Origin of the sequence: Lysinibacillus macroides, from assembly GCF_001281525.1 — a bacterium.
GTDB lineage: Bacteria > Bacillota > Bacilli > Bacillales_A > Planococcaceae > Lysinibacillus > Lysinibacillus macroides.
On the sequence record NZ_LGCI01000014.1, the window covers coordinates 51,364 to 76,569 of the forward strand.

Here is a 25,206-nt window from a genome sequence, read left to right on the forward strand (position 1 = left end):
GATAATTATTTTGATTTTAATTTGCTTACATAATTCGGTTTGTTTTCTTGTCTTGCACGAGCAATGGCAAGTGCATCTTCAGGAACTTCTTTTGTAATTGTAGAACCTGCTGCAATAAATGAACCTTTTCCAATCTTCACTGGTGCCACTAAGTTAGAATTACATCCTACAAATACATCATCTTCAATAATTGTTTTGTACTTATTTTGTCCATCATAGTTGACGGTAATAGAACCACAGCCAATATTGACATTGCTACCTATTTCGGCATCACCAATATAGCTTAAATGCGATACTTTTGTATCATTATCTAGTTTACTTTTCTTCACTTCTACAAAGTTACCAATTTTCACATGACTACCGATGTCTGAAAGCGGTCGAATATGTGCAAACGGTCCGATAGCTGTATTTTCCGCTATAGCGCTTTCATGCACAACAGAAGAATGAATCGTTGTACGATCCCCGATGCGGCTATCTGTAATTTGAGTATTTGGCCCAATGATGCAGTCCTCACCGATAATTGTAGAACCTTCAATCATAGAACCTGGCTGGATAACTGTATCACATCCAATAACAGCATCTGCACTAATATACGTTGATTCTGGATGAATAATTGTGACACCATTACGCATATGTTTTTCATTAATTCTTGCACGCATTAATGTCTCTGCTTGTGACAGTGCCACACGATCATTTACACCTAGCGTTTCTTCAAAATCATCTGTTACATATGCCTCTACAATTTCGCCTTGCTTCTGTAAAATTTCAATGACATCTGGTAAATAATATTCACCTTGTGCATTATCATTTTTCACAAGTTTTAATGTCTCAAATAACAATTTGTTATCAAAGCAATATGTGCCTGTGTTTATTTCTTTTACTAATTGCTGCTCAGCTGAAGCATCCTTTTGCTCAACGATTTGTTCAACCTGTCCATTGCTACCACGTAAAATACGACCATAGCCAGTTGGATCTTCGGCAATCGCTGTTAAAATAGTCGCCTTAGCATTTTTCGTTTGGTGATGTTCGAATAAGGCCTTCATTGTTTCAGGGCGAATTAATGGTGTATCACCACATACGACTAATGTTGTGCCCTCTTCATTGTCTAAAATAGCTTCAGCCTGTTGGACAGCATGTGCTGTGCCTAGCTGCTCTATTTGCAAAACATACTCACTTTTATCGCCAAGTTGTTGTTGTACTGTTTCTGCACCATGTCCTACAACCGTTACAATGCGATTTACATCTAACGTTTGAATATGATCCACCACATGCTGTACCATTGGTTTTCCACATACCGGATGGAGCACTTTATATAATTTGGACTTCATACGTGTACCTTGACCTGCAGCCAAAATGACAGCAAAAATATTGCTCATCTGTAAGTCCTCCAATACGCTCATTTTCTCTTATGACTATATAGCAAAATCCATCTATTTTCAAGGCATGTAGAGTTGACAAAAAGATGAACACCAAAAACCGCTACGCCTTCTGCTCGAACAAGGCATCATCTCTCCTAAAATTGCTCTTTTTCTTGTTTTATTACAATAAAAAGAACTCCTCAAAATTATGAAGAGTTCTTAATAATCATCCTAAATTTCACATCTGATAATAATTAGTAATAAATATTTTAATTAGAATTTATTACCTTTTTATTACACACCAATTTCCTCTAATTCTCCCTCGTTAACCGTTTCCTCTACATCACTAGAATTATGGTATTCTTTTAAAATGATCTCTTGGATTTTGTTTCGCGTGTCAGAATTAATTGGATGGGCAATATCTCTAAATTCTCCATCTGGCGTTCGTTTGCTAGGCATTGCTACAAATAACCCAGTGTTTCCATCAATTACACGAATATCGTGAACAACAAATTCATTGTCAAGTGTAATGGAAGCAATCGCACGCATGCGACCATCCGTCTGTACCCGACGTAATCTCACATCAGTAACTTCCATTGTTTCACCACCTCTCTTCTTAGATGCCTTATGAAAATATTATATTCTCGGTCACCAAATATTTTCCTTTTTATAGTCTATCAAATTTTCTAAAAAATTTGAATACTTATCAGAATAATATTTTCCCTTATATACGCCAATTTTGACAATTGTTTGTCAACATTTCATTTATTAACGAAAAAAGCTCACTAAAGAGAAAATATCATACTCTTTAGTGAGCCTTTCCATTTATTTAACAATAGCAATAACTTCGATTTCCACTTTTACATCCTTTGGAAGACGGGCTACCTCTACAGCTGAACGAGCCGGCTTATGATCACCAAAATGACTTGCATATACTTCATTCATCGCTACAAAGTCGTTCATGTCCTTCATGAAGACCGTTGTTTTCACAACATTATCTAAAGAAGTCCCAGCTTCCGCTAAAACTGCTTTTAAATTAGCAAATACTTGATTTGTTTGTACAGTTATATCGCCTTCCACTAAATCACCTGTAGCTGTTAATGGAATTTGACCTGAGCTATAAAACATTCCATTAACAATCATTCCTTGTGAATATGGTCCGATTGCTGCTGGTGCGTTTGTTGTTGCTACTACTTTCATTTGTCATGTCCCCTTTTAGAAAAATAGTTACCTTCACTTAATGCAATTGTTCGATCTTTTTCATTCACCTCATGAAGCTTTACAAGTGAATAGTAATCATCTACTAATGTTTCGTCCGCATGCTCCGCCTCCACAAGCACCGCAATGCCTGCTAACTGACAGTCAAACTCCTCTAAGAGATTTTTCATGCCATTCATAGTACCGCCGACCTTCATAAAGTCGTCCGTAATTAACACACGTTGTCCACTTTTCATGCTTCTTTTTGATAATACCATTGTCTGAATTCTTCTGGAAGAACCAGATACATAATTAATACTAACTGTAGAGCCTTCTGTTACTTTACTATCTCTTCTGACAACCACTACAGGTACATTTAAATGTCTTGCAATAGCATGGGCAATTGATATACCTTTCGTTGCAACCGTCATAATCACATCTATTTGCTGATCTGCAAAAGCAGAAGCAAAGATCTTCCCTACACGGTTAATTAAATCTGGGTTGCCCAGTAAATCTGTCATAAATAAATAGCCACCTGGTAACAATCGATCTGAATGTTCTAGCTCTGCCTTTAAATCCTGAATTACTAAACGTACTTCTGCCTCGGACATTTTCGGAATATATTTTACGCCTCCTGCTGCGCCTGGCACTGTCATCAATAACCCGATTCCCTTTTCTTCGAAGGTTTCTTTTACAATCGTTAAATCCTCACTAATGGACGATTTTGCAGATTGATATAGTTCTGAAAAATAAGTTAGCGGGATCAATTGGTGTGGATGTTCTAGTAAATAGTACGTCATATCAACTAGTCGTTCACTACGTTTCCATTTCACGCGACCCTCTCCTAAACACGAATATTTATAGGTAAAATTAACACAATTATGCGTTTTTAAGCAAGTGTATTCCGCTCGCCTAAAATCCGTACTGCATAAACTTCCTCACAAAAGCCACGTAAGCCATTATAAATACGACTGACACGAGCTTCACTATCTACTAAGCCAAACACAGTTGGACCGCTTCCACTCATTAATGTAGCATCTGCCCCAAAACGCTTCATTTGCTCCTTTAGCATCACAACTTCTGGATGGAGCTTAAATGTTACAGTTTCTAAAACATTTCCTAATGAAGCACATAGTAGTTCATAATCCTTTGTTTCAATTGCACGTATCATTTGCTTTGTATTTGGATGTTCTAGCCCTTCGACTTTTAGCCCTCCATATACTTCAGCCGTTGAGACACCAATTTTCGGCTTGGCCAAGACAACCCAACAATTAGGGGGTGCTGGTAATTCTTCTATGATTTCTCCACGCCCTGTAGCTAATGCCGTGCCACCATAGACGCAAAACGACACATCTGAACCGATTTTAGCTCCTAACTCCGCTATTTCATCTATGGACAAATCTAATTCCCATAGCTCATTTAAGCCCTTTAATGTAGCAGCCGCATCACTACTTCCACCTGCTAATCCTGCCGCAATAGGTATCTCCTTTTCAATAGTAATGGATACACCTTGTCTAATGCCGTATGTATCTTTGATAAGACGCGCTGCCTGATAAGCAAAATTACGATGGTCAGTGGGTACAAAATTATCTGTTGAAATAATTTGAATCACGCCATCTTCTCGAGATTCAAGACTTATGCGATCAGCCAAATCGACTGTTGTCATCACCATTTCAACTTGGTGAAAATTATCGGGTCTTTTATAAAGTACATCTAATGTTAAATTAATTTTTGCAGGCGCCTTTACATAAAGCATTTTTCTTCCTCCTTTATCGCTCACGCATCAACTTCGCCCCCGTGTCCTTACATCCGAATTTTTTGAACCTGCTTAAAAAGCTCTTTTTCCAAATTCATGACATCCACTAGAAGCTTTATCTTGATTCAGTGGGCATTTGTATATCTGCTAAATCAAAATAAAAAGTTATTGTCGCGCAAGATTTTTCATTTTATTTTACCATATTGGTCATACGAAAATGGAAAAAAAGAACCGTATACCCTGTTAGGTGTAACGGTTCCCTGTTGTCAGCTGTATTTGTTGTGTTCGTAAGGATTTTTATCCCTGCTGCTTCAAGACAAGTGTAGTTTACTTACGCTCCTGCTCACTACTTGCCCGTTCAGCCATTTCAATGGCACGTTTCACCATATTACCAGCATCACGAGCTTTTATGCCGCCCCAGCCCTCTCTCTGCACAACATCATAAAATCCAAGCTCTTTTGCGATCTCTTCTTTTAATCGAGGTGACATGATACCTTTTCTAGGCATAGTAACTCCTCCTTTAACAGCTGACGAATTTAGTATGCCCGTGAAAACGCAAAACACTCATGTATTTTTTAACATACATGAGTGTTCCTAAAATATAGAAATAAGTACTAGAAACTATTTTGCGACAGCAGCTTTTGCTTCGTCTAAAAATGTAATCTCTACTGCTTCAGTTAAAATATCTGTGTAACTATACGATACGCGCTTACACGTATTGTCTTCTTGATCGAGTTCTACTACAAAGATGGCGCGATATGTCTCACGTAGTATCCCTGCACACTCAACCGTTTTCTTGCGACCACCGTTTGCTTTTAATTGCAAACGTTTACCCAAATGACAATCCAACGACTTTTTAATGTCCGCTAAAGTTTTTGGCATTTTCGCTTACACCTCACTAATAACAAGTATAAGCTAATGGCCCAAAAATGTCAACAAAATATAATATTTTATCAGCCTCTTATAAATCTTGTCAACTTATTTTTTATAAAAATATAGATATTTTTTTACATTTAAGAAAAAATGTTAACAGAAATTTTTACTTTGCAAAGACAGGATATAAAGCATCTGCTAATTTTCCAAACTCCTGAATGGTAAGTGTTTCTCCTCGACGGGTCGGTTCTATATTAGCAGCTGCTAATGCTTCTAATATCAGTTCCTTTTGCGCCTTACCATTTGGTAAACCTGATTGCAAGTTATTGTAGATTGTTTTTCGTCGTTGTACAAATGATGCACGTGTTACGACAAATAAAAAATCCTCATCTATTACTTTAACGGGTGGTTCATCATGCTTAATAAGACGAATAACGGCAGAATCAACATTCGGCTGTGGCATAAAAACGGTTTTTGGCACAGTCATTGCAATATCCGCCTTTACATAATATTGAATCGCAATCGATAATGAGCCATATTCCTTCGTCCCTGGCTTAGCCGTTATTCGATCTGCCACTTCCTTTTGCATCATAACAACAAAGCCACGAATCGGTAATCGGTCATTAAGTAATTTCATTAAAATGGGTGTTGTTACATAGTACGGTAAATTGGCAACAACCATAATATCCTCAATCCCTGGCATCTCCTCTGCAATAACCTCTGCAACATCTGCCTTTAAAATATCAGCATGAACAATGGATACATTATTATATGGGCTAAGTGTATCATTTAGCACAGGCAATAATCGTTGGTCAATTTCAAAGGCAACAACCTTTTTGGCATTTCTCGCCAAATGCTCTGTTAATGCCCCAATACCAGGTCCAACTTCAATCGCACCGCTATTTTCTGTTAAATTTGCATGACTCACTATATTTCGTAAAATATTAGGATCAATTAAAAAATTTTGCCCTAAGCTTTTTTTAAAAGAAAATCCATATTTCTTTAAAATTTCCTGTGTTCGTATTGGTGTTGCAATATCTTTATGCATGATCTTCCTCCTGGTCTAACTGTGCGACTGCCGCACCAAATTGCTGTTCTGTAATTTGAAACATCTTCAATCGTTTATGGAGCTGTTTACCATTTGTTGCACCAATATTTAAAATGTCCCCCAGACGTTCACGACGCTGCTTCGCCTGTGCATGACCTATTAAACGCGCTGTCATTAAATCCTCCAGCGTAATATCGTCTTGGTTTGGCACCTCATAGTTTGGGGTATATACATGTTGTAAGGCTTCACGAATATCTTTATCTGCAGCATGCTCAATCCCTAATCCTTTACCGTTCTTCGCAATTGTTTTTGCTTTTGGTAAAAAGGCATGCTTGACCCCTTGCACATGCTCCTCAATAATGGCACGTATCCGACGCCCAGGATAATCAGGATCAGTAAAAACAATAACACCACGCTTCTCCTGTGCATGCTGGATTCGCTTCAATGTCTCTGCTGATATAGCCGATCCATTTGTTTCGATCGTATCTGCTTGTACGGCTCGCTGAATAGCTGTCGTATCATCTTTTCCCTCAACAACAATAATTTCTTTAATTTGCACAAAGGCTCCTCTTTTCTACCTTGTCTTCTGACCATTTTACAACTGTGTGCTACCGTTTGTACAGAAATTCAAGACGAGCCTACTGTTAGCTATCAGTAGTGGGGACTATCTATCTCTTTGAAAGTTCCACTTGTCAGTTCCATATTGTAAGCTATCCATTTTAATAAAAAAAGCTTTCCCGCCAGTCAAAACAGGAAAGCTTCATTCGTGAAAAAACATTTTGATTAATTTTACAATTTTTTTAATTTAATACTTTAATGCGGACTTTCTTACGTCCCCAGTTGCGTGCTTGTGCATCACTTTGGACAAGTACATCAATTTTATTACCTTTAATAGCGCCACCAGTATCAGCAGCAATAGCTGTACCGTAGCCTTCCACCCAAACCTTTGAGCCTAATTTAATAACAGACGGATCAACCGCTATCACCTTTAAGCCAGAATTTGAGCGTAAATTAATACCTGTTGCGGATATTCCTGAACATCCATTGCAATAGGGTGTATAGGCTGTTGCCGTCACGTAGAATTCCTTTCCACTCGTCGGCTCAGCTGCACCACGTGATACAGTTGTTGCTGCACTCGCAACGACTGTTTTTGTGCCAACTGCAACGACTTTCGTCTTCGGCTCTTTTACTATTTTTTCAGATTGTAAATTTTTAGCTACAACCTTACCGTTTTCTTTAACAACTTCATAGGTACGAGAAATTGATCCCTTCTCACCTGCTGTTACTACTTTTTCTTTTCCTTTTAGCAATGAAGCATCCTGTTTCTTTTCAACTGCGAAATCTAAAGAGTCTTCCACTACATCGATAACCTTTTCTACGCGAACTACTGTGATTTTACTCTTTGGAGTAATAACGTCCTCTGGGTTATTGTCGACACGATCGAATTCATTTAGCTGAATTCCTTGTTGTTTTAAAAAGTTAGCGACCGTAGTCGAAGTGGACCATACTTGTTTTTTGTTTACACCATCAACAAGCACCACTTGAAACGCTTTTTGAATATCAATTTTGCTATCTTCGCCTAGCTCAGTATCTAGTCCTTGTGCTAAAGAGTCGTGTTCTGATACCTCGATATTTGCTTCCTTCAAAATGTCCTTCACTAGTGTTTCAGTTGTCCAAACTTTTGACTGATTTCCATCAACTGAAATTGTTACTTCTTTTGCCTGTTCCCATGTAATTGCTAATCCATTAACAATTTTGGTATTCAGAGAGGGTGAGACTTTATCATGCTCTACTACATCTATGTTTTGATCGTGTAATAATTGTTCTACAGTTTTGGCATGTGTTGATACTTCGATTGTTTCTCCGTTTGCTTCAAGCTTTACGGCCTTTTTCGTACCTTGGTAAAGTACAAAAGAAATGACAGACACAAACAGGACAAGTGAAATAATTCTTATCACCGTTTGCTTACTCCTCAATGATCCTAAGAACAAGTTTTTCATGGAATTATTTGACATGAAAAAACGCCTCCTTAATACAAGGTTGGATTATACGGACTAGTTTTGGCACTGTCAACCCGAAAGTATTTCTCAGTAAATTGACTTCTGTGTTTTTGCCAACCACAAACCCAGTATTGGAGGCATCTTAGCTAGTTACTTGTCAATCCCAAAAAAATTTTTCGCATTAGTAGTTGTGGCTTGTGCAATTTCCTCAACTGTCAACCCTTTCAATCGTGCAATTTCTTCTGCAACTAGTGGCACAAAAGCGGGTTCATTACGCTTACCTCGATATGGATGTGGTGCTAAATACGGAGCATCTGTTTCAATCATTAAGTGCTCCAAAGGTATTTCAGTTGCCACTTCCTTTGGTAGACGTGCATTTTTAAATGTCACTGGTCCACCTAAGCTAATCATAAAATTCATAGCAATACATTCACGTGCTGTTTCTACACTTCCGCCAAAGCAGTGCATAACTCCTCCAACGGATGCCGCATTTTCTTCTCGTAAAATTTGTACAACATCCCCTGTTGCATCTCTGTTATGAATAATAATTGGCAATTTTATCTTTTGTGCTAATTGAATTTGTTTGCGGAAAAGTGCTTGCTGGACATCTTTTGGGGATTTATCCCAATAGTAGTCCAAGCCAGTTTCACCAATACCAACTATTTTTGGATGTGTGGCTAATTGTTCAATCCACTCTAAATCTTCTTGCGTACAATCAATGGCATCTACTGGGTGCCAGCCAATAACACCATAAACAAAATCATACTGATCAATCAATTGCATTGTTCTTTCAATGGTTTTACGGTCAAAACCAATAACAACCATTTTTTCTACATTGGCTTCAAGGGCCCTATCAATCACCTCTTGAAGGTCTCTTTCATACTGATCTGCATTTAAGTGTACATGTGTATCAATAAACATTTTCATTCTCCTAACATTGATTTTATTAAAATTTATTATTTCATATTTTTCGTAAGTATTACAATTTCGTTACAAACTATTCGCTATTGTGACATTCCACTTAAGTCTTAGACCCATTAATAGATCTATATACCTATATTTTTATCAATTTTACAATGAATAAACTATCTCAAAATAACAAATACACCATTTTTCTAATCAATTTGAAAAGCCTGCTGAATGTTTTAAATTCAGCAGGCTTATTTTACATTATCATTTTACTTTTGCGCCATTTTCAAGTTTTTGGTCTACTGAAGCTAATTTTAAAATTCCATCTTTTTCACCAGCTAAAATCATTCCTTGAGATAATTCACCTCGAAGTTTAACCGGTTTTAAATTGGTTACAACAATCACCTTTTGACCAATAAGTGCTTCAGGAGAATAGAATTTCGCAATCCCTGAAACTACTTGACGTTGCTCATATCCTAAATCAACTTGAAGCTTTAATAATTTATCTGCTTTTGGAACAGACTCACATGCCGTAACAGTTGCTACCCGCAAATCAATTTTCATAAAATCATCGATAGTAATTTCAGGGATTTCTGGAAACTCCTCATCCTTTGAAGCCTTTTTAACTTCTTCTTCTTGAGGTGTCTTTACAGAACCACGCATTTCCTCACGGATATAGGCAATTTCAACTTCACTCTCTAAACGAGGGAAAATAGGTATTCCTTTTTCTACCACTTTAATGTTTGTTGGAATAGTATTGCCGAATGTTTCAATAGTAGCCCATGCTAAAAATTTGTCATCTAATCCTAATTGATCAATAATGCGTTTTGGGGTAGATGTCATAAACGGTTGTAACATGACAGCAATTTGGTGCAAACTTTCTGCCAAATTTCGCATAACAGATCCTAATTTCGGTTTATCAGCTTCTTCTTTTGCTAATACCCAAGGTTGCGTTTCATCTATATATTTATTTGTTCGTGATACAAGTGTCCATAAATCCGCAAGTACGACACTAAATTGCATTTTTTCCATACTTTCTTCATATTTAATACGTACCGACTTCGCTTGCTCTTGTAATGGGGTATCAAATTCCGTCGGCTCAAGATTTTCTGTAGGAATGACACCATCGAAATATTTATTAATCATTGAGATAGTACGGTTCAATAAATTCCCTAAATCATTCGCAAGATCAAAATTTGTACGTTCAATAAATGATTCTGGTGAAAATACACCATCAGCGCCAAATGGCAATTCGCGTAAAAGGAAGTAACGTGTCGCATCTAGTCCGTATCGCTCAATGAGCATTTCAGGATAAATCACATTCCCCTTTGATTTAGACATTTTCCCGTCCTTCATCATAATAAAACCATGGGCAAACACTTTTTTCGGTAATGGTAAATCTAGCGCCATTAAGAAGATTGGCCAATAAATCGTATGGAAGCGCACAATATCTTTTCCTACTACATGCACATCAGCTGGCCAATATTTATTAAATAATGTTTCATCCTCTGACAGATAGCCTAAAGATGTAATATAGTTTGTTAAGGCATCTACCCATACATAAATAACATGCTTTGGATCTCCCGGTACTTTAATCCCCCAATCGAAGGATGTTCTGGACACGGATAAATCTTCGAGTCCTGGTTTAATGAAATTATTAATCATTTCATTTTTTCGTGATTCTGGCTCAATAAATTCAAGGTTTTCTTCATAATAAGCCAATAAACGATCTGCGTATTTCTTCATATTAAAGAAGTACGACTCCTCTTTTACTTTGTGTACCGGACGACCACAGTCTGGACAGTTCCCATCAACTAATTGAGTCTCTGTAAAGAATGATTCACATGGTGTACAATACCAGCCTTCATATTCGCCTTTATAAATATCCCCATTATCTAAAAATTTTTGGAAAATCTTTTCGACAGCCTTTGTATGTCTTTCTTGTGTTGTTTGAATAAAGTCATCATAAGAAATATCCATTAAACCCCAAAGCTTTTTCGCCGCATCTGCAATTTCATTTACATAATCTTGGGGATGTTTACCCGCTTCAGCTGCTTTTTCTTGAATTTTTTGGCCATGCTCGTCCATTCCTGTTAAAAAACGAACATCATAGCCACGTAAACGTTTATAGCGTGCCATCGTATCCGACGCTACTGTTGTATATGCCGTACCAATATGAAATTTCCCACTTGGATAATAAATAGGTGTTGTTATATAGAATGTTTTTTGTTGTTCGCTCACAAGAACTGCCTCCATCGTTTTACAATATACTTTCTATTCTAACGAAGTACGAAATTCGTTTCAATGAAAGTTTATCAATTGCGAAAATTGTCGAATAATATATTAAACCCATTTACTTACTTAATTAAGAATCTTTTTTACTAGTCCTCAAATTATTTAATAAAAACCTTTTAAAAAAAATAAAAACCCTGCAATTTCCTTAAAATTTTTTTTATAAAACCCAATATTAGTGTATTAATTAATTGACGTTTATGGCATTACTTGGTATGATAACTATCAGACAAAGAAATAATGTCGAAATTTGACGAAATACCAATATAACATTTATAAATTAGGAGGAAAACTATTATGAAATCAACAGGAATTGTACGTAAAGTCGATGAGTTAGGACGTGTAGTAATTCCTATCGAGCTACGCCGTACGCTAGGTATTGCTGAAAAGGATGCTTTGGAAATCTATGTGGATGATGACAAGATTATCCTAAAAAAATATATGCCGAATATGACATGTGCTGTTACTGGTGAAGTTTCAGATGATAACCTTCGTCTAGTTGGAGGCAAATTAATTTTAAGCCCAGAAGGCGCTGAAATGTTAGTAAAAGAAATCCAAAATAACTTAAAAAAATAATAATCCCACACCTAAATCAACTTAGTGGTTTAGGTGTTTTTTATTTTTTGCTCAATTTCTAGAAATTGCTACCTTTTTCCGTCATCATTGATTTATATATTGTAATATACCCATAAGACAAATTACTTATAATATTTATGCTAACCTTTTTATAGCTTTTCTCTATAAATCGCTTCAATCAAATTATAATAGAAGGTAAAATACCAACCATTTTTTTAAGGTTAACCCTTTTCATGTCAATAATACTCACCTTTTCAATTATTTCCAAATTTAACAAAAGAAAGAGTCACCTTTTTAGGCAACTCCCTACTATTAAACATTATGGTATTCATTATAAATATCTCGTTTTGCTACTTGTCGTAGTTTTGCTACTTCTTTAATTGCCTCTTTTGATGTTTTATTTGATTGATGAATCAAGTAATCAACATGTTCAATGATAGACATTGTATACCAATATGCTTCTTCCTGATTCTCCTCTTCAACATCGCTATTGCCTTCTAAAACAATACAAAATTCTCCTCGTACTTCTTCAGTTTGTGACCATTCTACAGCTTCGGCTAGTGTGCCACGCAAAAATTCTTCAAATTTTTTGGTTAGCTCTCGAGCTAAGACGATACGACGGCTGCCAAGAATTGCTTCCATATCCTTTAGTGTATCCTTTAAACGATGGGGTGCTTCATATAATAAAATGGTTTCTTGACGCTTTTTTAACAGCTCTAATTGCTGGCGACGTTCTTTTTTTCCACGGTTCAAAAATCCGTAAAAGTAAAATGGCTGTGGTGTTAATCCCGAGGCAATTAATGCCGAGAGTGCTGCATTGGGGCCTGGTATTGGCACAACGGGGAAATTTTGAGCAATAGCTTTCTCCACAATATCTGCACCTGGATCAGAAATACATGGTAAGCCTGCGTCACTTACTAATGCTATGGTTTTCCCCTCATGTAGTAAAGCTAATAATTTTTCTCCACCTACAGCTAAATTATGTTCATGATAACTCATTAAAGGTGTTTCAATATCAAAGTAATTACAAAGCTTTTTTGTATTTCTCGTATCCTCTGCTGCAATCATATCTGCTTCCTTTAAAATACGCAGTGCCCGCATACTTATATCCTCTAAATTACCAATGGGTGTGCCAACAAGGTATAAGCAACCTGGCTTATCCTGCATTGTGCTTTTTTGTGATTTCATGATTCACCCCTCCTTATATAATTCATTTTTTGTGCTCTTGTTAATTGCTTAAAAGCATATTCAGCACGCATTGCTTCTTGCTTGGTTGCAAATACTTCCCTATAAATACATTTTACTGGCCCTCTCGTCCTTGTATATTTTGCTCCTTTACCAGCATTATGTACAGCAACACGCTTCTCCACATTAGTGGAATAACCTGCGTAAAGTGATTGATCTGCACATTCTAATACATAGAAATAATGATTATTGCTCTTTTCCATAAAGAATATCTCTCACTTCATCTGTATATTCGTTATTGTCATTATAAACATATAAAGGCGGTAATATTTTTAAATCTGGCTTTCCATCCTTAATTCCTTCTATTAATAATGTATTCGCTTCTTTTCCCTCTTTCGGGTAAACGAGTTGCATGCGTTTCGGCTCTAAACGATGAGCACGCATGGCTGTCACAATATCTAATAAACGACCAGGTCGATGAACAAATGCTGCCTTCCCACCTTGCTTTAGTAATTTACTAGCTGCTTGGATCGCCTCTTCTAATGTTAAATATAGTTCATGACGTGCGATGGCATAATGCTCACTTAAATTTTTATCACTTGCCTCATGTGCTAAAAAATAAGGTGGGTTACAGGTTACAACATCGAATTTTTCAATGCCTAGTTGTTTTGGTACTTCTTTGACATCCCCAAGCACCATTTGAATTTGATGTTCTAACTCGTTATAACGAATACTTCTTTCTGCCATATCAAATAAACGTTGTTGAATTTCTACTCCTATAATTTGCCCCGTTGTACGGCCACTTAAAAAGAGCGGTATGACACCATTGCCAGAGCATAAATCAACAATTTTTCCCTTATGATATGGAATATTGACAAATTTCGAAAGCAGCACAGCATCTAATGAGAATGAAAAGACAGAGGGACTTTGAATAATACGCAAGTCCTCCGCCAGTAAATAATCTAATCGCTCATCACCCTTTAGCCATTTTTCCATACTTATTCCTCCTACGTTACAAAATAAAAGACTGATACCACCGTAGTGGGAATCAGTCTTCTATTACACATTTTGTTTATTTAAAAATGATAGACAAAACAGACAATCTTCACCTTTACGTGAACTTCCAAAATGAACATGACAAACGTGGAAGCCTTCTTGGTATAGACGTGCTAGGTTATCATAGCCTTCACCTATATCTAGCGGACTCTCTTTCTTTACTTCAGCAGCTTGTACGGAGTTTGTGTTAGAAAGTAGTTCTTCTAGTCGTGTACGAAGATGATGATTTTCTGTTTCAAGCGCCTTATGTTCTTCCATCATTAGCGCTACAAATTGTTTCAATGCACCAAATTGCTCCTGCATTGCTTCGAGCTGTTGTTCGAACTCCATAACGGTATCTAAGAAATTACGGTCCTTCACCCAAGCCACCTCGTTAAATTCTCTATCTTATATAAGATTTTTTTCGCATGCTAATAGTTCTTCTAATGTATACTCAACTGTACGTTCTTGTTCCTGTAAATATACTTGAATAAGTCTTTCCAGCACATTTAAGCCTACTACTTTACCACGGCCATCTGGTGTCATTGTAATTTCACCTATATCTGGCATGCCCTCTTTTGCTTCTTCATATTCATCATTTTCATACTTCAAACAACACATTAAGCGACCGCAAAGACCTGATATTTTTGAAGGGTTTAACGATAAGTTTTGATCTTTCGCCATTTTAATAGATACAGGATCAAAATCACCTAAAAATGTGGAACAGCAAAGCATTCGACCACATGGACCAATGCCACCTAATAACTTCGCTTCGTCACGCACACCAATTTGGCGAAGTTCAATACGTGTTCTAAAAACGGAAGCTAAATCCTTTACAAGATCTCTAAAATCAACTCGTCCTTCAGCCGTAAAGTAAAAAATAATTTTATTACGATCAAATGTATACTCAACATCTACGAGCTTCATTTCTAGCTTATGCTCGGTAATTTTTGTGCTCGCCAGTTCAAATGCACGCTTTGATTCTGCCGCATTTTCCTCTACTTGTATACGATCACGCTCATCCGCTGGTCGAAGCACCTGTTTAAGCGGTAATACAACATCATTATCCCCTACTACTTTTTGAGGAACAACTACTTTACCATACTCTATACCGCGAGCTGTTTCAACAATCACATACTGACTATCTTCTAGTGGAAATGATGCTGGATCAAAATAATATATTTTACCCGCCTTTTTAAAGCGGACTCCTACTACATTATACAAATGTATATCCCTCCTGCAGATTTAGCATTAACTGCTCCATCAATAACGTCCTATTCATGTTACGCTGTAGTGAAGCACGCGCCTGTAAAATAGATTCCATTTGTTTAGATAATTTTTCATAAGTGGAATGTAACGCAACTTCTTTAAATAGCGATAACATGTCTGGATAAGTACAAGCTGCTTCGGGATTAGCTTTTATTGACACTATATCACGGTAAGCAAATAGTAGTAAATCCAATCCTTGCTCCATCTCGCCTTTTTCTTTAAAATGTGGCAGCCATTCGTCATAGACAATAAGCATTGCTTCGTGTACATTTTTCTGAATGGCCTCTACTAATTTTAACACTGTTTTTCGAGCAAGTGCAAACTCCTCATCATTTGCTAAAAATAGAGCCATTTCAAGCTCATTTGTCATCATACTTACTGTTGAGGCCATCGCAAAAGAAATCTGGCTGTCCTGTAAATGCTTCAACAAAACATGACGTGGCAGTTTTTGAAATTTGAGATGCTGGCAGCGAGATCGGATTGTTGGAAGTATGGATTGCATTTGCTCTGTTAATAAAATCGCCGTAACCTCTCCATCTGGCTCCTCTAAAAATTTAAGAATCATATTAGCAGAAGCTATATTGAGACGGTCTGCATGATGAAGTACATAAATTTTACGTCCTTCCTCCACACCCATCATTTTCATTTCCCCAATTAATTCTCGCATTTGATCAATTTTTATAAACTGGCCTTCTGGAGAAATTTGATGAACATTTGGATGATTTCCCGATTCAACACGTCTGCAATTTCGACATGTTTCACATGGAACATTGTTATTTGGTTCCTCACATAACATTAATTTGACAAAAAAGTGCATAATATCTACTTTACCTGTCCCTTTTTCACCGTCAAAAATATATGCATGTGCTAATCTATGTTTGTCAAAAATCGTTTGAAGTTGCCTCATTACGACTGGTTGTAGTGTGAATAGCTCTTCAACATTCTTGCCCATATATTAAATTCCTTCCTATATCAATACCTAAAGTGTCTTTTCACGTTTGTAGAGAAACATTGTAGTGCTTCAAAGTTTCTCTACAAATCAATATTTGAAAAAAGCCCGCGTCTATCTTTAACAGTGAGACACGGGTTTTACATATATAAATTAATTAGTAAGCCTTTAATCTCACCGATTTTATCGAGCAGGTCAATTGCTTCTTTTTCTTCATTTAAAATATCTTCGGTAAGTTCTAGTAGACGTGCATCAATCGTGTCAATAATTTTTAAGCGTCGTCCTTCACCAAAGCGATTCCAAGTATGTGATTGCTTCAATTCCATACCATGTTCCACCGTCTCTTGTAAAAAGCGTTTAACAAGCATTTTAAACCTAGCAAGTTCCCGTAAATTACGTGATCTTGCAACACGATCACCAGCAGTAGAAATATCACCTAGTAAACGTGTTAATTGATCTGTTTGTAGCTTAGTGCCCTGCTTAACGACCAAATCTCCAAAACGGTTATTTTGATTATTATTTTGTAGTGGCTCTTTGCGATTGGTATTTACTCCAACGCGTATATCTTGATTAATTTTCAAGCTGGTTCCGCCCCACTATCTTTATTAATTTCTCCTGAGCAAATTGCATCAAGCTGATAAAGTATAGGCTGAAAGCTTTACACCAATCAGCCTCATATTCAATTTTCTACTACATTAAAAATGATGGAATTGTTCAATCGGTAAAACGAAAACAGTAGCCCCTCCTACCTCTACCTCTACTGGATAAGGAATATAGGAATCAGCATTTCCGCCTAATGGAGAAACTGGTGCAACCATTTGCTCTCGTGCTCGACAATTATCCCGAATTATATCTAAAAGTTTGGGTATGAGAGAGTCTTCAGTTCCTATAAGAAACGTCGTATTTCCAGAACGTAAAAATCCTCCTGTGCTCGCTAATTTAGTTGCACGAAACTGATTTTTCGTTAAAGCATTCGATAAACGGCTGCTATCCTGATCTTGCACTACAGCTACGACTAACTTCATTCGCACTCACCCCTTTTATAAAATTCATCTAAATCAATTTCTTATTACCATATTGATACAGATAAAACACGCCTTGATGTAATTGCCTGCACAATTTTTCGAGCTTGCGCAGGAGAAGCATAACGTCAGTTGTCAGGGCTTTTATCTGTATAAAAATAAAATGATGGATACTATCATTATATCACAATGTTGTAGACAACTTCATGCATTTACTGCATTGCCTCCAATAATAATGACCATACATCTTCCACAACTTCCTCGATAGCTTGCTCTGCATTCACCACATGTATACGTTCTGGGTATTGCGCCACGAGTCGTAAATATCCTTCACGAACCTTTTTATGAAAAGCTACACTTTCAATATCTAAACGATTAACTTCACGATTTCCAGTTGCGTGAATACGTGCTAAACCAACTTCTGGCGGAAGATCAAATAGAATGGTTACATCAGGTAGCTTTTTACCAATTGCGAACTCATTAATGGAAAGTACCTCAGCAACACCGATTCCCCTTGCGTAACCTTGATAGGCTAATGATGAATCAATAAAGCGATCACATATCACCAGTTTGCCAGCATCTAAAGCAGGTCGAACTTTTTCAAAATAATGCTGACTTCTTGCAGCAGCATATAACAGTGCCTCTGTTCGCTCGTCCATAGCTGTATGTGCAGGATTTAAAATAATTGTTCTTATTTTTTCTGCAATTTCGATGCCGCCTGGTTCTCTTGTTGCTAACACATCAATATTTTCTTGTGCAAGCCGTTCTGCTATTTTTTGAATAACGGTTGTTTTACCAGCCCCCTCTGGACCCTCAAATGTAATAAATAAATTACTATTCATGCTGTTATTGCCTCCAACTATTTAATGACCTGAATCATTTTTTCTGTTAAACGATGATGTCCCTGAAATGTCGCACCTACTGCTAATAATTCTTCCAGTTGACTTAGCTTTGCCACTGTTATTTTTTCACCAGGAACAAGAAGTGGAATACCAGGGGGATATGGAATAATCATACTTGCTGCAATTCGTCCTATTGTACGCATATAGGGTAACCACTCTTTATTTAATGATGCAATTTCATTAAATGTATACATGGGCTCCGTAATTGGTGCAAACTGATAAGCTGTTCGTGGAGCTACGTTGCTAGCTGTTTTTGCTGTATCGACAAGTATTGTTATCGCCTCCTTTATCCGGATACGTATTTCTGCAAATGGATAGGTGTGTCCTTGCTTAAGTAAAGGGAGCATTAGTAACACCTGATTGGTATCAGCTAATTCCCCGTACACATGCTGTGCCTCTAATACTTGCTGTAATTGAAAACCGCTATAGCCCTTGACACGTAGTAATAATTTAAGTGGATCATCTACTTCAATGACTTCCAATGAACCAATCGTGCGTAATGCTTCAACCCATTGATTCTTTTTTTCTATTATATATGCCCCATCACTCTCCATATATGTCTGTACATAGTGACGGGCATCATCTAATGAGGCTAATAACAGATAAGATGGACTGCTAGATTGTAGCATGCGCAAATAATAATGGATACGATCTGCATCAATCAATTGTGAATTGACATGCATAAAGGATGCCATTGTCATTGCAGGTAATGTTTTATGTGCTGATTGTACAACGATATCAGCTCCAAACGATAAAGCGGAAGGTTGAAATAAAGTACAAGCTTGGAAGTGAGCACCATGTGCCTCATCCACCAGAACAGGAATCCCCTTTTCATGACAATAAGCGATCTGTTGGTGTATATCAGATGAGGTCATCCCATAATAAGTTGGATATGTTAATACGACTGCTTTCGCCTTTGAATAACTCTCAACGGCTTCTTTAAGATCTCTATAAGTAACATATGTAGCCGTTAAGGTTCGTTCATCCCATTGTGGTGTCACAAATATAGGCTTTGCACCAACAAGTTCAATTGCATGAAAAATAGATTTGTGCGCATTACGTTGAACAATAATCGTATCACCTGCCTGGCAAGTCGCATAAATCATTGCTAAATTGCCAACTGTCGAGCCGCCCACTAAAAAGAAGCTCTTCATTGCTCCATATGTCTTTGCCAATAAATTTTCAGCCTCTCCTATCATTTCCTCAGGATAATGTAAGTCATCCAGTCCCGATAGTTCTGTTACATCATAACGCATTACATCTTTGAATGCCTGTGGGAGATGGGATAACTCGCCATGCTTATGTCCTGGCACATGAAAGGATATATTTTGCTGCTGACGAAAACGCTCTAATCCCTCGATAATCGGTTTTTTCTTTTGCACAACAAACACCCATTTTCATTATATTCTTCTTTTAATTATACGGGATTCTAACATGATAACAAAGCTCTCCTTCATCTATACACAAAACCTATTAATAAAGTGAACCTTCAATCAGTGAGAGTTTTCTTCATCCCTACTGAGTGGACATTTTGCTAACCTTTGTTTTTATAAGCTGCTTGATTCCCTCCTTAACTATTAAGGGGTTAATACAGGATAAATTATCTTATCTTAAAAAAAACCGACCTTTGTTTGTTATGGTCGGTTTGCTAAATAAAATTATTATTTCCCTGCTTTCATAGCCATTTCTTTTACAAGTTGCTCTACTAGCTGTGGTACAAATCTTTCTAACACAGGGTTCATCATTCCTGCTAAAAAGCCACTAGCCTTCAGTGTTAAATTACCCATCAGTTGATATGATTGATTTGCGCTTTGTTTTATTTCAAATGATCCATCACCATTTATCGAATCTGATAACCCTACTAAATCAAATAAAACTTGATCTGGATCTGATTGTTTCACCTTAAGTTCTACTTTTACAGCCTTTTGAATAATGCCAAAATCTCCTTGAAAAACCCAAATCATATCTTGTTCATTTAGAAATTCATGGTGTAAATAACCTGGAATTAGAACTGCCCATTCTCCTCTATTTTGAATAAACTTCTGTAATTTTTCTTTCTCAATAGTAATGTCTTCCCAATGCTGTCCCGTCGCCAATTTATTACGCCCCTTTGTATATTCATGTTATTTAATTAAATTCTAACATTTTACAGGTTTATAAATAAATAAGGTTTTCACTTTTATAATTAGAAAATACAAGAGGCTGTAGGAAAATCAAAGTGTATCTGCCTTTCCTACAGCCCTTTTTGATAATTAACTATTTTAAGTTTCCCCTGAACTTTCAAGCAAAAAATAACACCTGAAATACTATATATGGGTCAGGTTAGACAGGTGTCAAAGTTCCTGAACTCCTTAAGTTGTCAATAAAAGTATTGGAATCAATATTTTTAGTATATCTTATATCGTAATTTGGTAATGTCCCTAATAGAACAATGGTGAAATTACCTACTTAAATTTATTCGAAGAGAAAAATTGACAAAAATTGTTTAAGATTGAATACTATTGTTTTTAAACTATCAGACTTTTGCTCTTCGTATGAGTATTATTATAAGTCATTCGGCTCCTTCATGATGTTTCATCACTGCTCTGACTTCCCACAGTCAATTATTTTTGACTAACTTTCTTTGTTATGAGCTCCTTGGCTATTCTTAGAGGCATTTAAAATTAAATCTAACTATAATATACTCCACACATACAAAAAAGCAGCCAGCTCTATATGCTGACTGCTTTTGCTTGCCTAGCGATGTCCTACTCTCACAGGGGGAAGCCCCCAACTACCATCGGCGCGAAAGAGCTTAACTTCCGTGTTCGGGATGGGAACGGGTGTGACCTCTTTGCCATTATCACTAGACTTGCACATGGATGTGCTGGCTTCTGCCTTGCAACATGGATGTTGCGTTCGTAGCAGAAGTTCCTTTTTAAGCTTCAACATACATAGTATCTTAAAGCTTTCATGAAAGTGTTATTCTTTCAAAACTGGATAAACGGTGCATTGACTGTAACAATTGTGTTGGTTAAGTCCTCGATCGATTAGTATTCGTCAGCTCCATGTGTCACCACACTTCCACCTCGAACCTATCTACCTCATCGTCTTTGAGGGATCTTACTTACTTGCGTAATGGGAAATCTCATCTTGAGGGGGGCTTCATGCTTAGATGCTTTCAGCACTTATCCCGTCCACACATAGCTACCCAGCGATGCCTTTGGCAAGACAACTGGTACACCAGCGGTGTGTCCATCCCGGTCCTCTCGTACTAAGGACAGCTCCTCTCAAATTTCCTACGCCCACGACGGATAGGGACCGAACTGTCTCACGACGTTCTGAACCCAGCTCGCGTACCGCTTTAATGGGCGAACAGCCCAACCCTTGGGACCGACTACAGCCCCAGGATGCGATGAGCCGACATCGAGGTGCCAAACCTCCCCGTCGATGTGGACTCTTGGGGGAGATAAGCCTGTTATCCCCGGGGTAGCTTTTATCCGTTGAGCGATGGCCCTTCCATGCGGAACCACCGGATCACTAAGCCCGTCTTTCGACCCTGCTCGACTTGTAGGTCTCGCAGTCAAGCTCCCTTGTGCCTTTACACTCTACGAATGATTTCCAACCATTCTGAGGGAACCTTTGGGCGCCTCCGTTACCTTTTAGGAGGCGACCGCCCCAGTCAAACTGTCCGCCTGACACTGTCTCCTGCCCCGCTAAGGGGCATGGGTTAGAATTTCAATACAACCAGGGTAGTATCCCACCGACGCCTCCTTCGAAGCTGGCGCTCCGAGATCTCTGGCTCCTACCTATCCTGTACAAGTTGTACCAAAATTCAATATCAGGCTACAGTAAAGCTCCACGGGGTCTTTCCGTCCTGTCGCGGGTAACCTGCATCTTCACAGGTACTATAATTTCACCGAGTCTCTCGTTGAGACAGTGCCCAGATCGTTACGCCTTTCGTGCGGGTCGGAACTTACCCGACAAGGAATTTCGCTACCTTAGGACCGTTATAGTTACGGCCGCCGTTTACTGGGGCTTCAATTCGCAGCTTCGCTTGCGCTAACCACTCCTCTTAACCTTCCAGCACCGGGCAGGCGTCAGCCCCTATACGTCACCTTACGGTTTTGCAGAGACCTGTGTTTTTGCTAAACAGTCGCCTGGGCCTATTCACTGCGGCTCTCTCGGGCTTTCACCCTATCAGAGCACCCCTTCTCCCGAAGTTACGGGGTCATTTTGCCGAGTTCCTTAACGAGAGTTCTCTCGCACACCTTAGGATTCTCTCCTCGACTACCTGTGTCGGTTTGCGGTACGGGCACCTCTCACCTCGATAGAGGCTTTTCTTGGCAGTGTGAAATCAGGAACTTCGTCCATACGGACTCGCCATCACAGCTTGGCGTTACAGTGTGCGGATTTGCCTACACACACGCCTTCCTGCTTGGACGCGCATATCCAACAGCGCGCTTACCCTATCCTCCTGCGTCCCCCCATTTCTCAAACGGTGAGGAGGTGGTACAGGAATATCAACCTGTTGTCCATCGCCTACGCCTGTCGGCCTCGGCTTAGGTCCCGACTAACCCTGAGCGGACGAGCCTTCCTCAGGAAACCTTAGTCATACGGTGGACGGGATTCTCACCCGTCTTTCGCTACTCATACCGGCATTCTCACTTCTAAGCGCTCCACCAGTCCTTCCGGTCTGACTTCAACGCCCTTAGAACGCTCTCCTACCACTGACATCGTAGATGTCAATCCACAGCTTCGGTGAATCGTTTAGCCCCGATACATTTTCGGCGCAGCGTCACTCGACCAGTGAGCTATTACGCACTCTTTAAATGATGGCTGCTTCTAAGCCAACATCCTGGTTGTCTGTGCAACGCCACATCCTTTTCCACTTAACGATTACTTTGGGACCTTAGCTGGTGGTCTGGGCTGTTTCCCTTTTGACTACGGATCTTATCACTCGCAGTCTGACTCCCGTGTATAAATATCTGGCATTCGGAGTTTGTCTGAATTCGGTAAACCGGGATGGCCCCCTCGTCCAAACAGTGCTCTACCTCCAGTATTCTCATCACGAGGCTAGCCCTAAAGCTATTTCGGAGAGAACCAGCTATCTCCAGGTTCGATTGGAATTTCTCCGCTACCCACACCTCATCCCCGCACTTTTCAACGTGCGTGGGTTCGGGCCTCCAGTAAGTGTTACCTTACCTTCACCCTGGACATGGGTAGATCACCTGGTTTCGGGTCTACGACCACGTACTACTTCGCCCTATTCAGACTCGCTTTCGCTGCGGCTCCGCCTTCTACAGCTTAACCTTGCACGTAATCGTAACTCGCCGGTTCATTCTACAAAAGGCACGCTATCACCCATTAACGGGCTCTAACTACTTGTAGGCACACGGTTTCAGGATCTCTTTCACTCCCCTCCCGGGGTGCTTTTCACCTTTCCCTCACGGTACTGGTTCACTATCGGTCACTAGGTAGTATTTAGCCTTGGGAGATGGTCCTCCCGGATTCCGACGGAATTTCACGTGTTCCGCCGTACTCAGGATCCACTCTGGAGAGAACGAACTTTCGACTACAGGGCTGTTACCTGCTCTGGCGGACCTTTCCAAGTCGCTTCATCTAACTCGCTCTTTTGTAACTCCGTATAGAGTGTCCTACAACCCCAAGAGGCAAGCCTCTTGGTTTGGGCTCTTCCCGTTTCGCTCGCCGCTACTCAGGGAATCGATTTTTCTTTCTCTTCCTCCAGGTACTTAGATGTTTCAGTTCCCTGGGTCTGCCTTCGAGACGCTATGAATTCACGTCAAGATCCTACGCGATTAAACGTAGTGGGTTCCCCCATTCGGAAATCTCCGGATCAAAGCTCACTTACAGCTCCCCGAAGCATATCGGTGTTAGTGCCGTCCTTCATCGGCTCCTAGTGCCAAGGCATTCGCCGTGCGCCCTTAATAACTTAACCAAGTTATTAAGCCTATAAAAAAACTTAAAAATAAATGTGTTTGTTACAATTTCAATGTCGTTTTATCCAGTTTTCAAAGAACAAAAAAATTGGTGGAGCCTAGCGGGATCGAACCGCTGACCTCCTGCGTGCAAGGCAGGCGCTCTCCCAGCTGAGCTAAGGCCCCAAGAGATATATATGGTGGGCCTAAATGGACTCGAACCATCGACCTCACGCTTATCAGGCGTGCGCTCTAACCAGCTGAGCTATAGGCCCTCTTAGAAGTTTTATATAATTATTCATAAACCTTCAAAACTGAACAGCAAAACGTAATCATTGCTTCGTCCTAGACGAAACATTCCGTAAATATCCTTAGAAAGGAGGTGATCCAGCCGCACCTTCCGATACGGCTACCTTGTTACGACTTCACCCCAATCATCTATCCCACCTTCGGCGGCTGGCTCCAAAAGGTTACCTCACCGACTTCGGGTGTTACAAACTCTCGTGGTGTGACGGGCGGTGTGTACAAGGCCCGGGAACGTATTCACCGCGGCATGCTGATCCGCGATTACTAGCGATTCCGGCTTCATGTAGGCGAGTTGCAGCCTACAATCCGAACTGAGAACGACTTTATCGGATTAGCTCCCTCTCGCGAGTTGGCAACCGTTTGTATCGTCCATTGTAGCACGTGTGTAGCCCAGGTCATAAGGGGCATGATGATTTGACGTCATCCCCACCTTCCTCCGGTTTGTCACCGGCAGTCACCTTAGAGTGCCCAACTAAATGATGGCAACTAAGATCAAGGGTTGCGCTCGTTGCGGGACTTAACCCAACATCTCACGACACGAGCTGACGACAACCATGCACCACCTGTCACCGTTGCCCCCGAAGGGGAAACTATATCTCTACAGTGGTCAA

24 protein-coding genes, 2 tRNA genes and 3 rRNA genes (1 of these 29 only partly in view) are annotated in these 25,206 nt (G+C 39.2%); 1 reads left to right on the plus strand and 28 read right to left on the minus strand.

The features are described 5' to 3' along the window. Positions 1 to 5 precede the first annotated feature (5 nt). The 12 genes from glmU to metG all read right to left on the minus strand — a co-directional run bounded on the left by glmU (position 6) and on the right by metG (position 11,397). Positions 6 to 1,376, minus strand: a complete 1,371-nt coding sequence (glmU, locus tag ADM90_RS22185) for a bifunctional UDP-N-acetylglucosamine diphosphorylase/glucosamine-1-phosphate N-acetyltransferase GlmU (RefSeq protein WP_053997043.1) — start codon at positions 1,374 to 1,376, stop codon at positions 6 to 8. Positions 1,377 to 1,652: 276 nt separating this feature from the next. Beyond that, positions 1,653 to 1,955 (minus strand): septation regulator SpoVG, encoded by a 303-nt coding sequence (gene spoVG / locus ADM90_RS22190; RefSeq protein WP_053997044.1) that lies wholly within the window; start codon positions 1,953 to 1,955, stop codon positions 1,653 to 1,655. A 228-nt stretch (positions 1,956 to 2,183) separates the two neighbouring features. Beyond that, the gene (locus ADM90_RS22195) at positions 2,184 to 2,558 is read right to left on the minus strand and encodes a RidA family protein (RefSeq protein ID WP_053997045.1); all 375 of its coding nucleotides are present in this window, start codon (positions 2,556 to 2,558) and stop codon (positions 2,184 to 2,186) included. Continuing rightward, on the minus strand, positions 2,555 to 3,388 hold the full coding sequence (gene purR / locus ADM90_RS22200) for a pur operon repressor (protein ID WP_053997046.1): 834 nt from the start codon (positions 3,386 to 3,388) through the stop codon (positions 2,555 to 2,557). The genes ADM90_RS22195 and purR overlap by 4 nt, the downstream gene beginning before the upstream one ends. A 56-nt stretch (positions 3,389 to 3,444) precedes the next feature. After that, complete coding sequence (ispE, locus tag ADM90_RS22205) at positions 3,445 to 4,311, minus strand: 4-(cytidine 5'-diphospho)-2-C-methyl-D-erythritol kinase (RefSeq protein ID WP_053997047.1); 867 nt, start codon at positions 4,309 to 4,311, stop codon at positions 3,445 to 3,447. Positions 4,312 to 4,638: 327 nt separating this feature from the next. Then, a complete protein-coding gene (locus tag ADM90_RS22210; protein WP_053997048.1) occupies positions 4,639 to 4,818 on the minus strand; it encodes a small, acid-soluble spore protein, alpha/beta type in 180 nt (59 codons plus the stop codon). A gap of 114 nt (positions 4,819 to 4,932) precedes the next feature. Further along, the gene (veg, locus tag ADM90_RS22215; protein ID WP_004229199.1) at positions 4,933 to 5,193 is read right to left on the minus strand and encodes a biofilm formation stimulator Veg; all 261 of its coding nucleotides are present in this window, start codon (positions 5,191 to 5,193) and stop codon (positions 4,933 to 4,935) included. A gap of 157 nt (positions 5,194 to 5,350) precedes the next feature. Then, positions 5,351 to 6,232 (minus strand): 16S rRNA (adenine(1518)-N(6)/adenine(1519)-N(6))-dimethyltransferase RsmA, encoded by an 882-nt coding sequence (gene rsmA, locus ADM90_RS22220; RefSeq protein WP_053997049.1) that lies wholly within the window; start codon positions 6,230 to 6,232, stop codon positions 5,351 to 5,353. Continuing rightward, positions 6,225 to 6,791, minus strand: coding sequence for a ribonuclease M5 (gene rnmV / locus ADM90_RS22225; RefSeq protein ID WP_053997050.1), 567 nt, complete (start codon positions 6,789 to 6,791; stop codon positions 6,225 to 6,227). Before rnmV ends, rsmA begins: the two co-directional genes overlap by 8 nt. A 241-nt stretch (positions 6,792 to 7,032) precedes the next feature. Next, positions 7,033 to 8,247, minus strand: coding sequence for a G5 and 3D domain-containing protein (locus ADM90_RS22230; protein ID WP_053997051.1), 1,215 nt, complete (start codon positions 8,245 to 8,247; stop codon positions 7,033 to 7,035). A 135-nt stretch (positions 8,248 to 8,382) separates the two neighbouring features. After that, positions 8,383 to 9,153: a TatD family hydrolase gene (locus ADM90_RS22235; RefSeq protein ID WP_053997052.1), complete on the minus strand. Its 771-nt coding sequence runs from the start codon at positions 9,151 to 9,153 to the stop codon at positions 8,383 to 8,385. Positions 9,154 to 9,405: 252 nt separating this feature from the next. Continuing rightward, complete coding sequence (gene metG / locus ADM90_RS22240; protein ID WP_412177007.1) at positions 9,406 to 11,397, minus strand: methionine--tRNA ligase; 1,992 nt, start codon at positions 11,395 to 11,397, stop codon at positions 9,406 to 9,408. A 333-nt stretch (positions 11,398 to 11,730) separates the two neighbouring features. Here metG and ADM90_RS22245 point away from each other — a divergent pair, with 333 nt between their 5' ends. Next, positions 11,731 to 12,009, plus strand: a complete 279-nt coding sequence (locus ADM90_RS22245; protein WP_053997054.1) for an AbrB/MazE/SpoVT family DNA-binding domain-containing protein — start codon at positions 11,731 to 11,733, stop codon at positions 12,007 to 12,009. 312 nt (positions 12,010 to 12,321) lie between these two features. Here the strand turns inward: ADM90_RS22245 and rsmI are convergent, their stop codons facing one another. From rsmI to ADM90_RS22325, 16 genes are all read right to left on the minus strand, one after another. Continuing rightward, positions 12,322 to 13,197, minus strand: coding sequence for a 16S rRNA (cytidine(1402)-2'-O)-methyltransferase (rsmI, locus tag ADM90_RS22250; RefSeq protein ID WP_053997055.1), 876 nt, complete (start codon positions 13,195 to 13,197; stop codon positions 12,322 to 12,324). Next, complete coding sequence (locus ADM90_RS22255; RefSeq protein WP_053997056.1) at positions 13,194 to 13,457, minus strand: GIY-YIG nuclease family protein; 264 nt, start codon at positions 13,455 to 13,457, stop codon at positions 13,194 to 13,196. Before ADM90_RS22255 ends, rsmI begins: the two co-directional genes overlap by 4 nt. Further along, a complete protein-coding gene (locus ADM90_RS22260; RefSeq protein ID WP_053997057.1) occupies positions 13,441 to 14,190 on the minus strand; it encodes a tRNA1(Val) (adenine(37)-N6)-methyltransferase in 750 nt (249 codons plus the stop codon). The genes ADM90_RS22255 and ADM90_RS22260 overlap by 17 nt, the downstream gene beginning before the upstream one ends. 63 nt (positions 14,191 to 14,253) lie before the next feature. Then, a complete protein-coding gene (gene yabA / locus ADM90_RS22265; protein WP_004229222.1) occupies positions 14,254 to 14,610 on the minus strand; it encodes a DNA replication initiation control protein YabA in 357 nt (118 codons plus the stop codon). Positions 14,611 to 14,637: 27 nt separating this feature from the next. Further along, a complete protein-coding gene (locus ADM90_RS22270; protein WP_053997058.1) occupies positions 14,638 to 15,453 on the minus strand; it encodes a PSP1 domain-containing protein in 816 nt (271 codons plus the stop codon). Next, a complete protein-coding gene (gene holB, locus ADM90_RS22275; protein ID WP_053997059.1) occupies positions 15,446 to 16,450 on the minus strand; it encodes a DNA polymerase III subunit delta' in 1,005 nt (334 codons plus the stop codon). The genes ADM90_RS22270 and holB overlap by 8 nt, the downstream gene beginning before the upstream one ends. Before the next feature lie 137 nt (positions 16,451 to 16,587). After that, the gene (locus ADM90_RS22280; RefSeq protein ID WP_053997060.1) at positions 16,588 to 17,028 is read right to left on the minus strand and encodes a YaaR family protein; all 441 of its coding nucleotides are present in this window, start codon (positions 17,026 to 17,028) and stop codon (positions 16,588 to 16,590) included. Positions 17,029 to 17,142: 114 nt separating this feature from the next. Further along, positions 17,143 to 17,472 carry a cyclic-di-AMP receptor gene (locus ADM90_RS22285; RefSeq protein ID WP_004229230.1) on the minus strand — a complete coding sequence of 110 codons (330 nt, stop codon included), beginning with the start codon at positions 17,470 to 17,472 and terminating at the stop codon, positions 17,143 to 17,145. 209 nt (positions 17,473 to 17,681) lie between these two features. After that, positions 17,682 to 18,311 (minus strand): dTMP kinase, encoded by a 630-nt coding sequence (gene tmk / locus ADM90_RS22290; RefSeq protein WP_053997061.1) that lies wholly within the window; start codon positions 18,309 to 18,311, stop codon positions 17,682 to 17,684. Positions 18,312 to 18,328: 17 nt separating this feature from the next. Further along, complete coding sequence (locus tag ADM90_RS22295) at positions 18,329 to 19,753, minus strand: aminotransferase class I/II-fold pyridoxal phosphate-dependent enzyme (RefSeq protein ID WP_459542337.1); 1,425 nt, start codon at positions 19,751 to 19,753, stop codon at positions 18,329 to 18,331. Positions 19,754 to 20,032: 279 nt separating this feature from the next. Further along, complete coding sequence (locus ADM90_RS22300; protein WP_053997063.1) at positions 20,033 to 20,467, minus strand: hypothetical protein; 435 nt, start codon at positions 20,465 to 20,467, stop codon at positions 20,033 to 20,035. Positions 20,468 to 21,105: 638 nt separating this feature from the next. After that, positions 21,106 to 21,221, minus strand: a 5S ribosomal RNA gene (rrf, locus tag ADM90_RS22305). A 159-nt stretch (positions 21,222 to 21,380) separates the two neighbouring features. Beyond that, positions 21,381 to 24,309, minus strand: a 23S ribosomal RNA gene (locus tag ADM90_RS22310). Positions 24,310 to 24,399: 90 nt separating this feature from the next. Continuing rightward, positions 24,400 to 24,475, minus strand: a tRNA-Ala gene (locus ADM90_RS22315). 12 nt (positions 24,476 to 24,487) lie between these two features. Next, positions 24,488 to 24,564, minus strand: a tRNA-Ile gene (locus ADM90_RS22320). Positions 24,565 to 24,664: 100 nt separating this feature from the next. Continuing rightward, a 16S ribosomal RNA gene (locus ADM90_RS22325) occupies positions 24,665 to 25,206 on the minus strand (it continues 830 nt past the right edge of the window). The 16S, 23S and 5S rRNA genes sit together here with 2 tRNA genes alongside, the layout of an rRNA operon.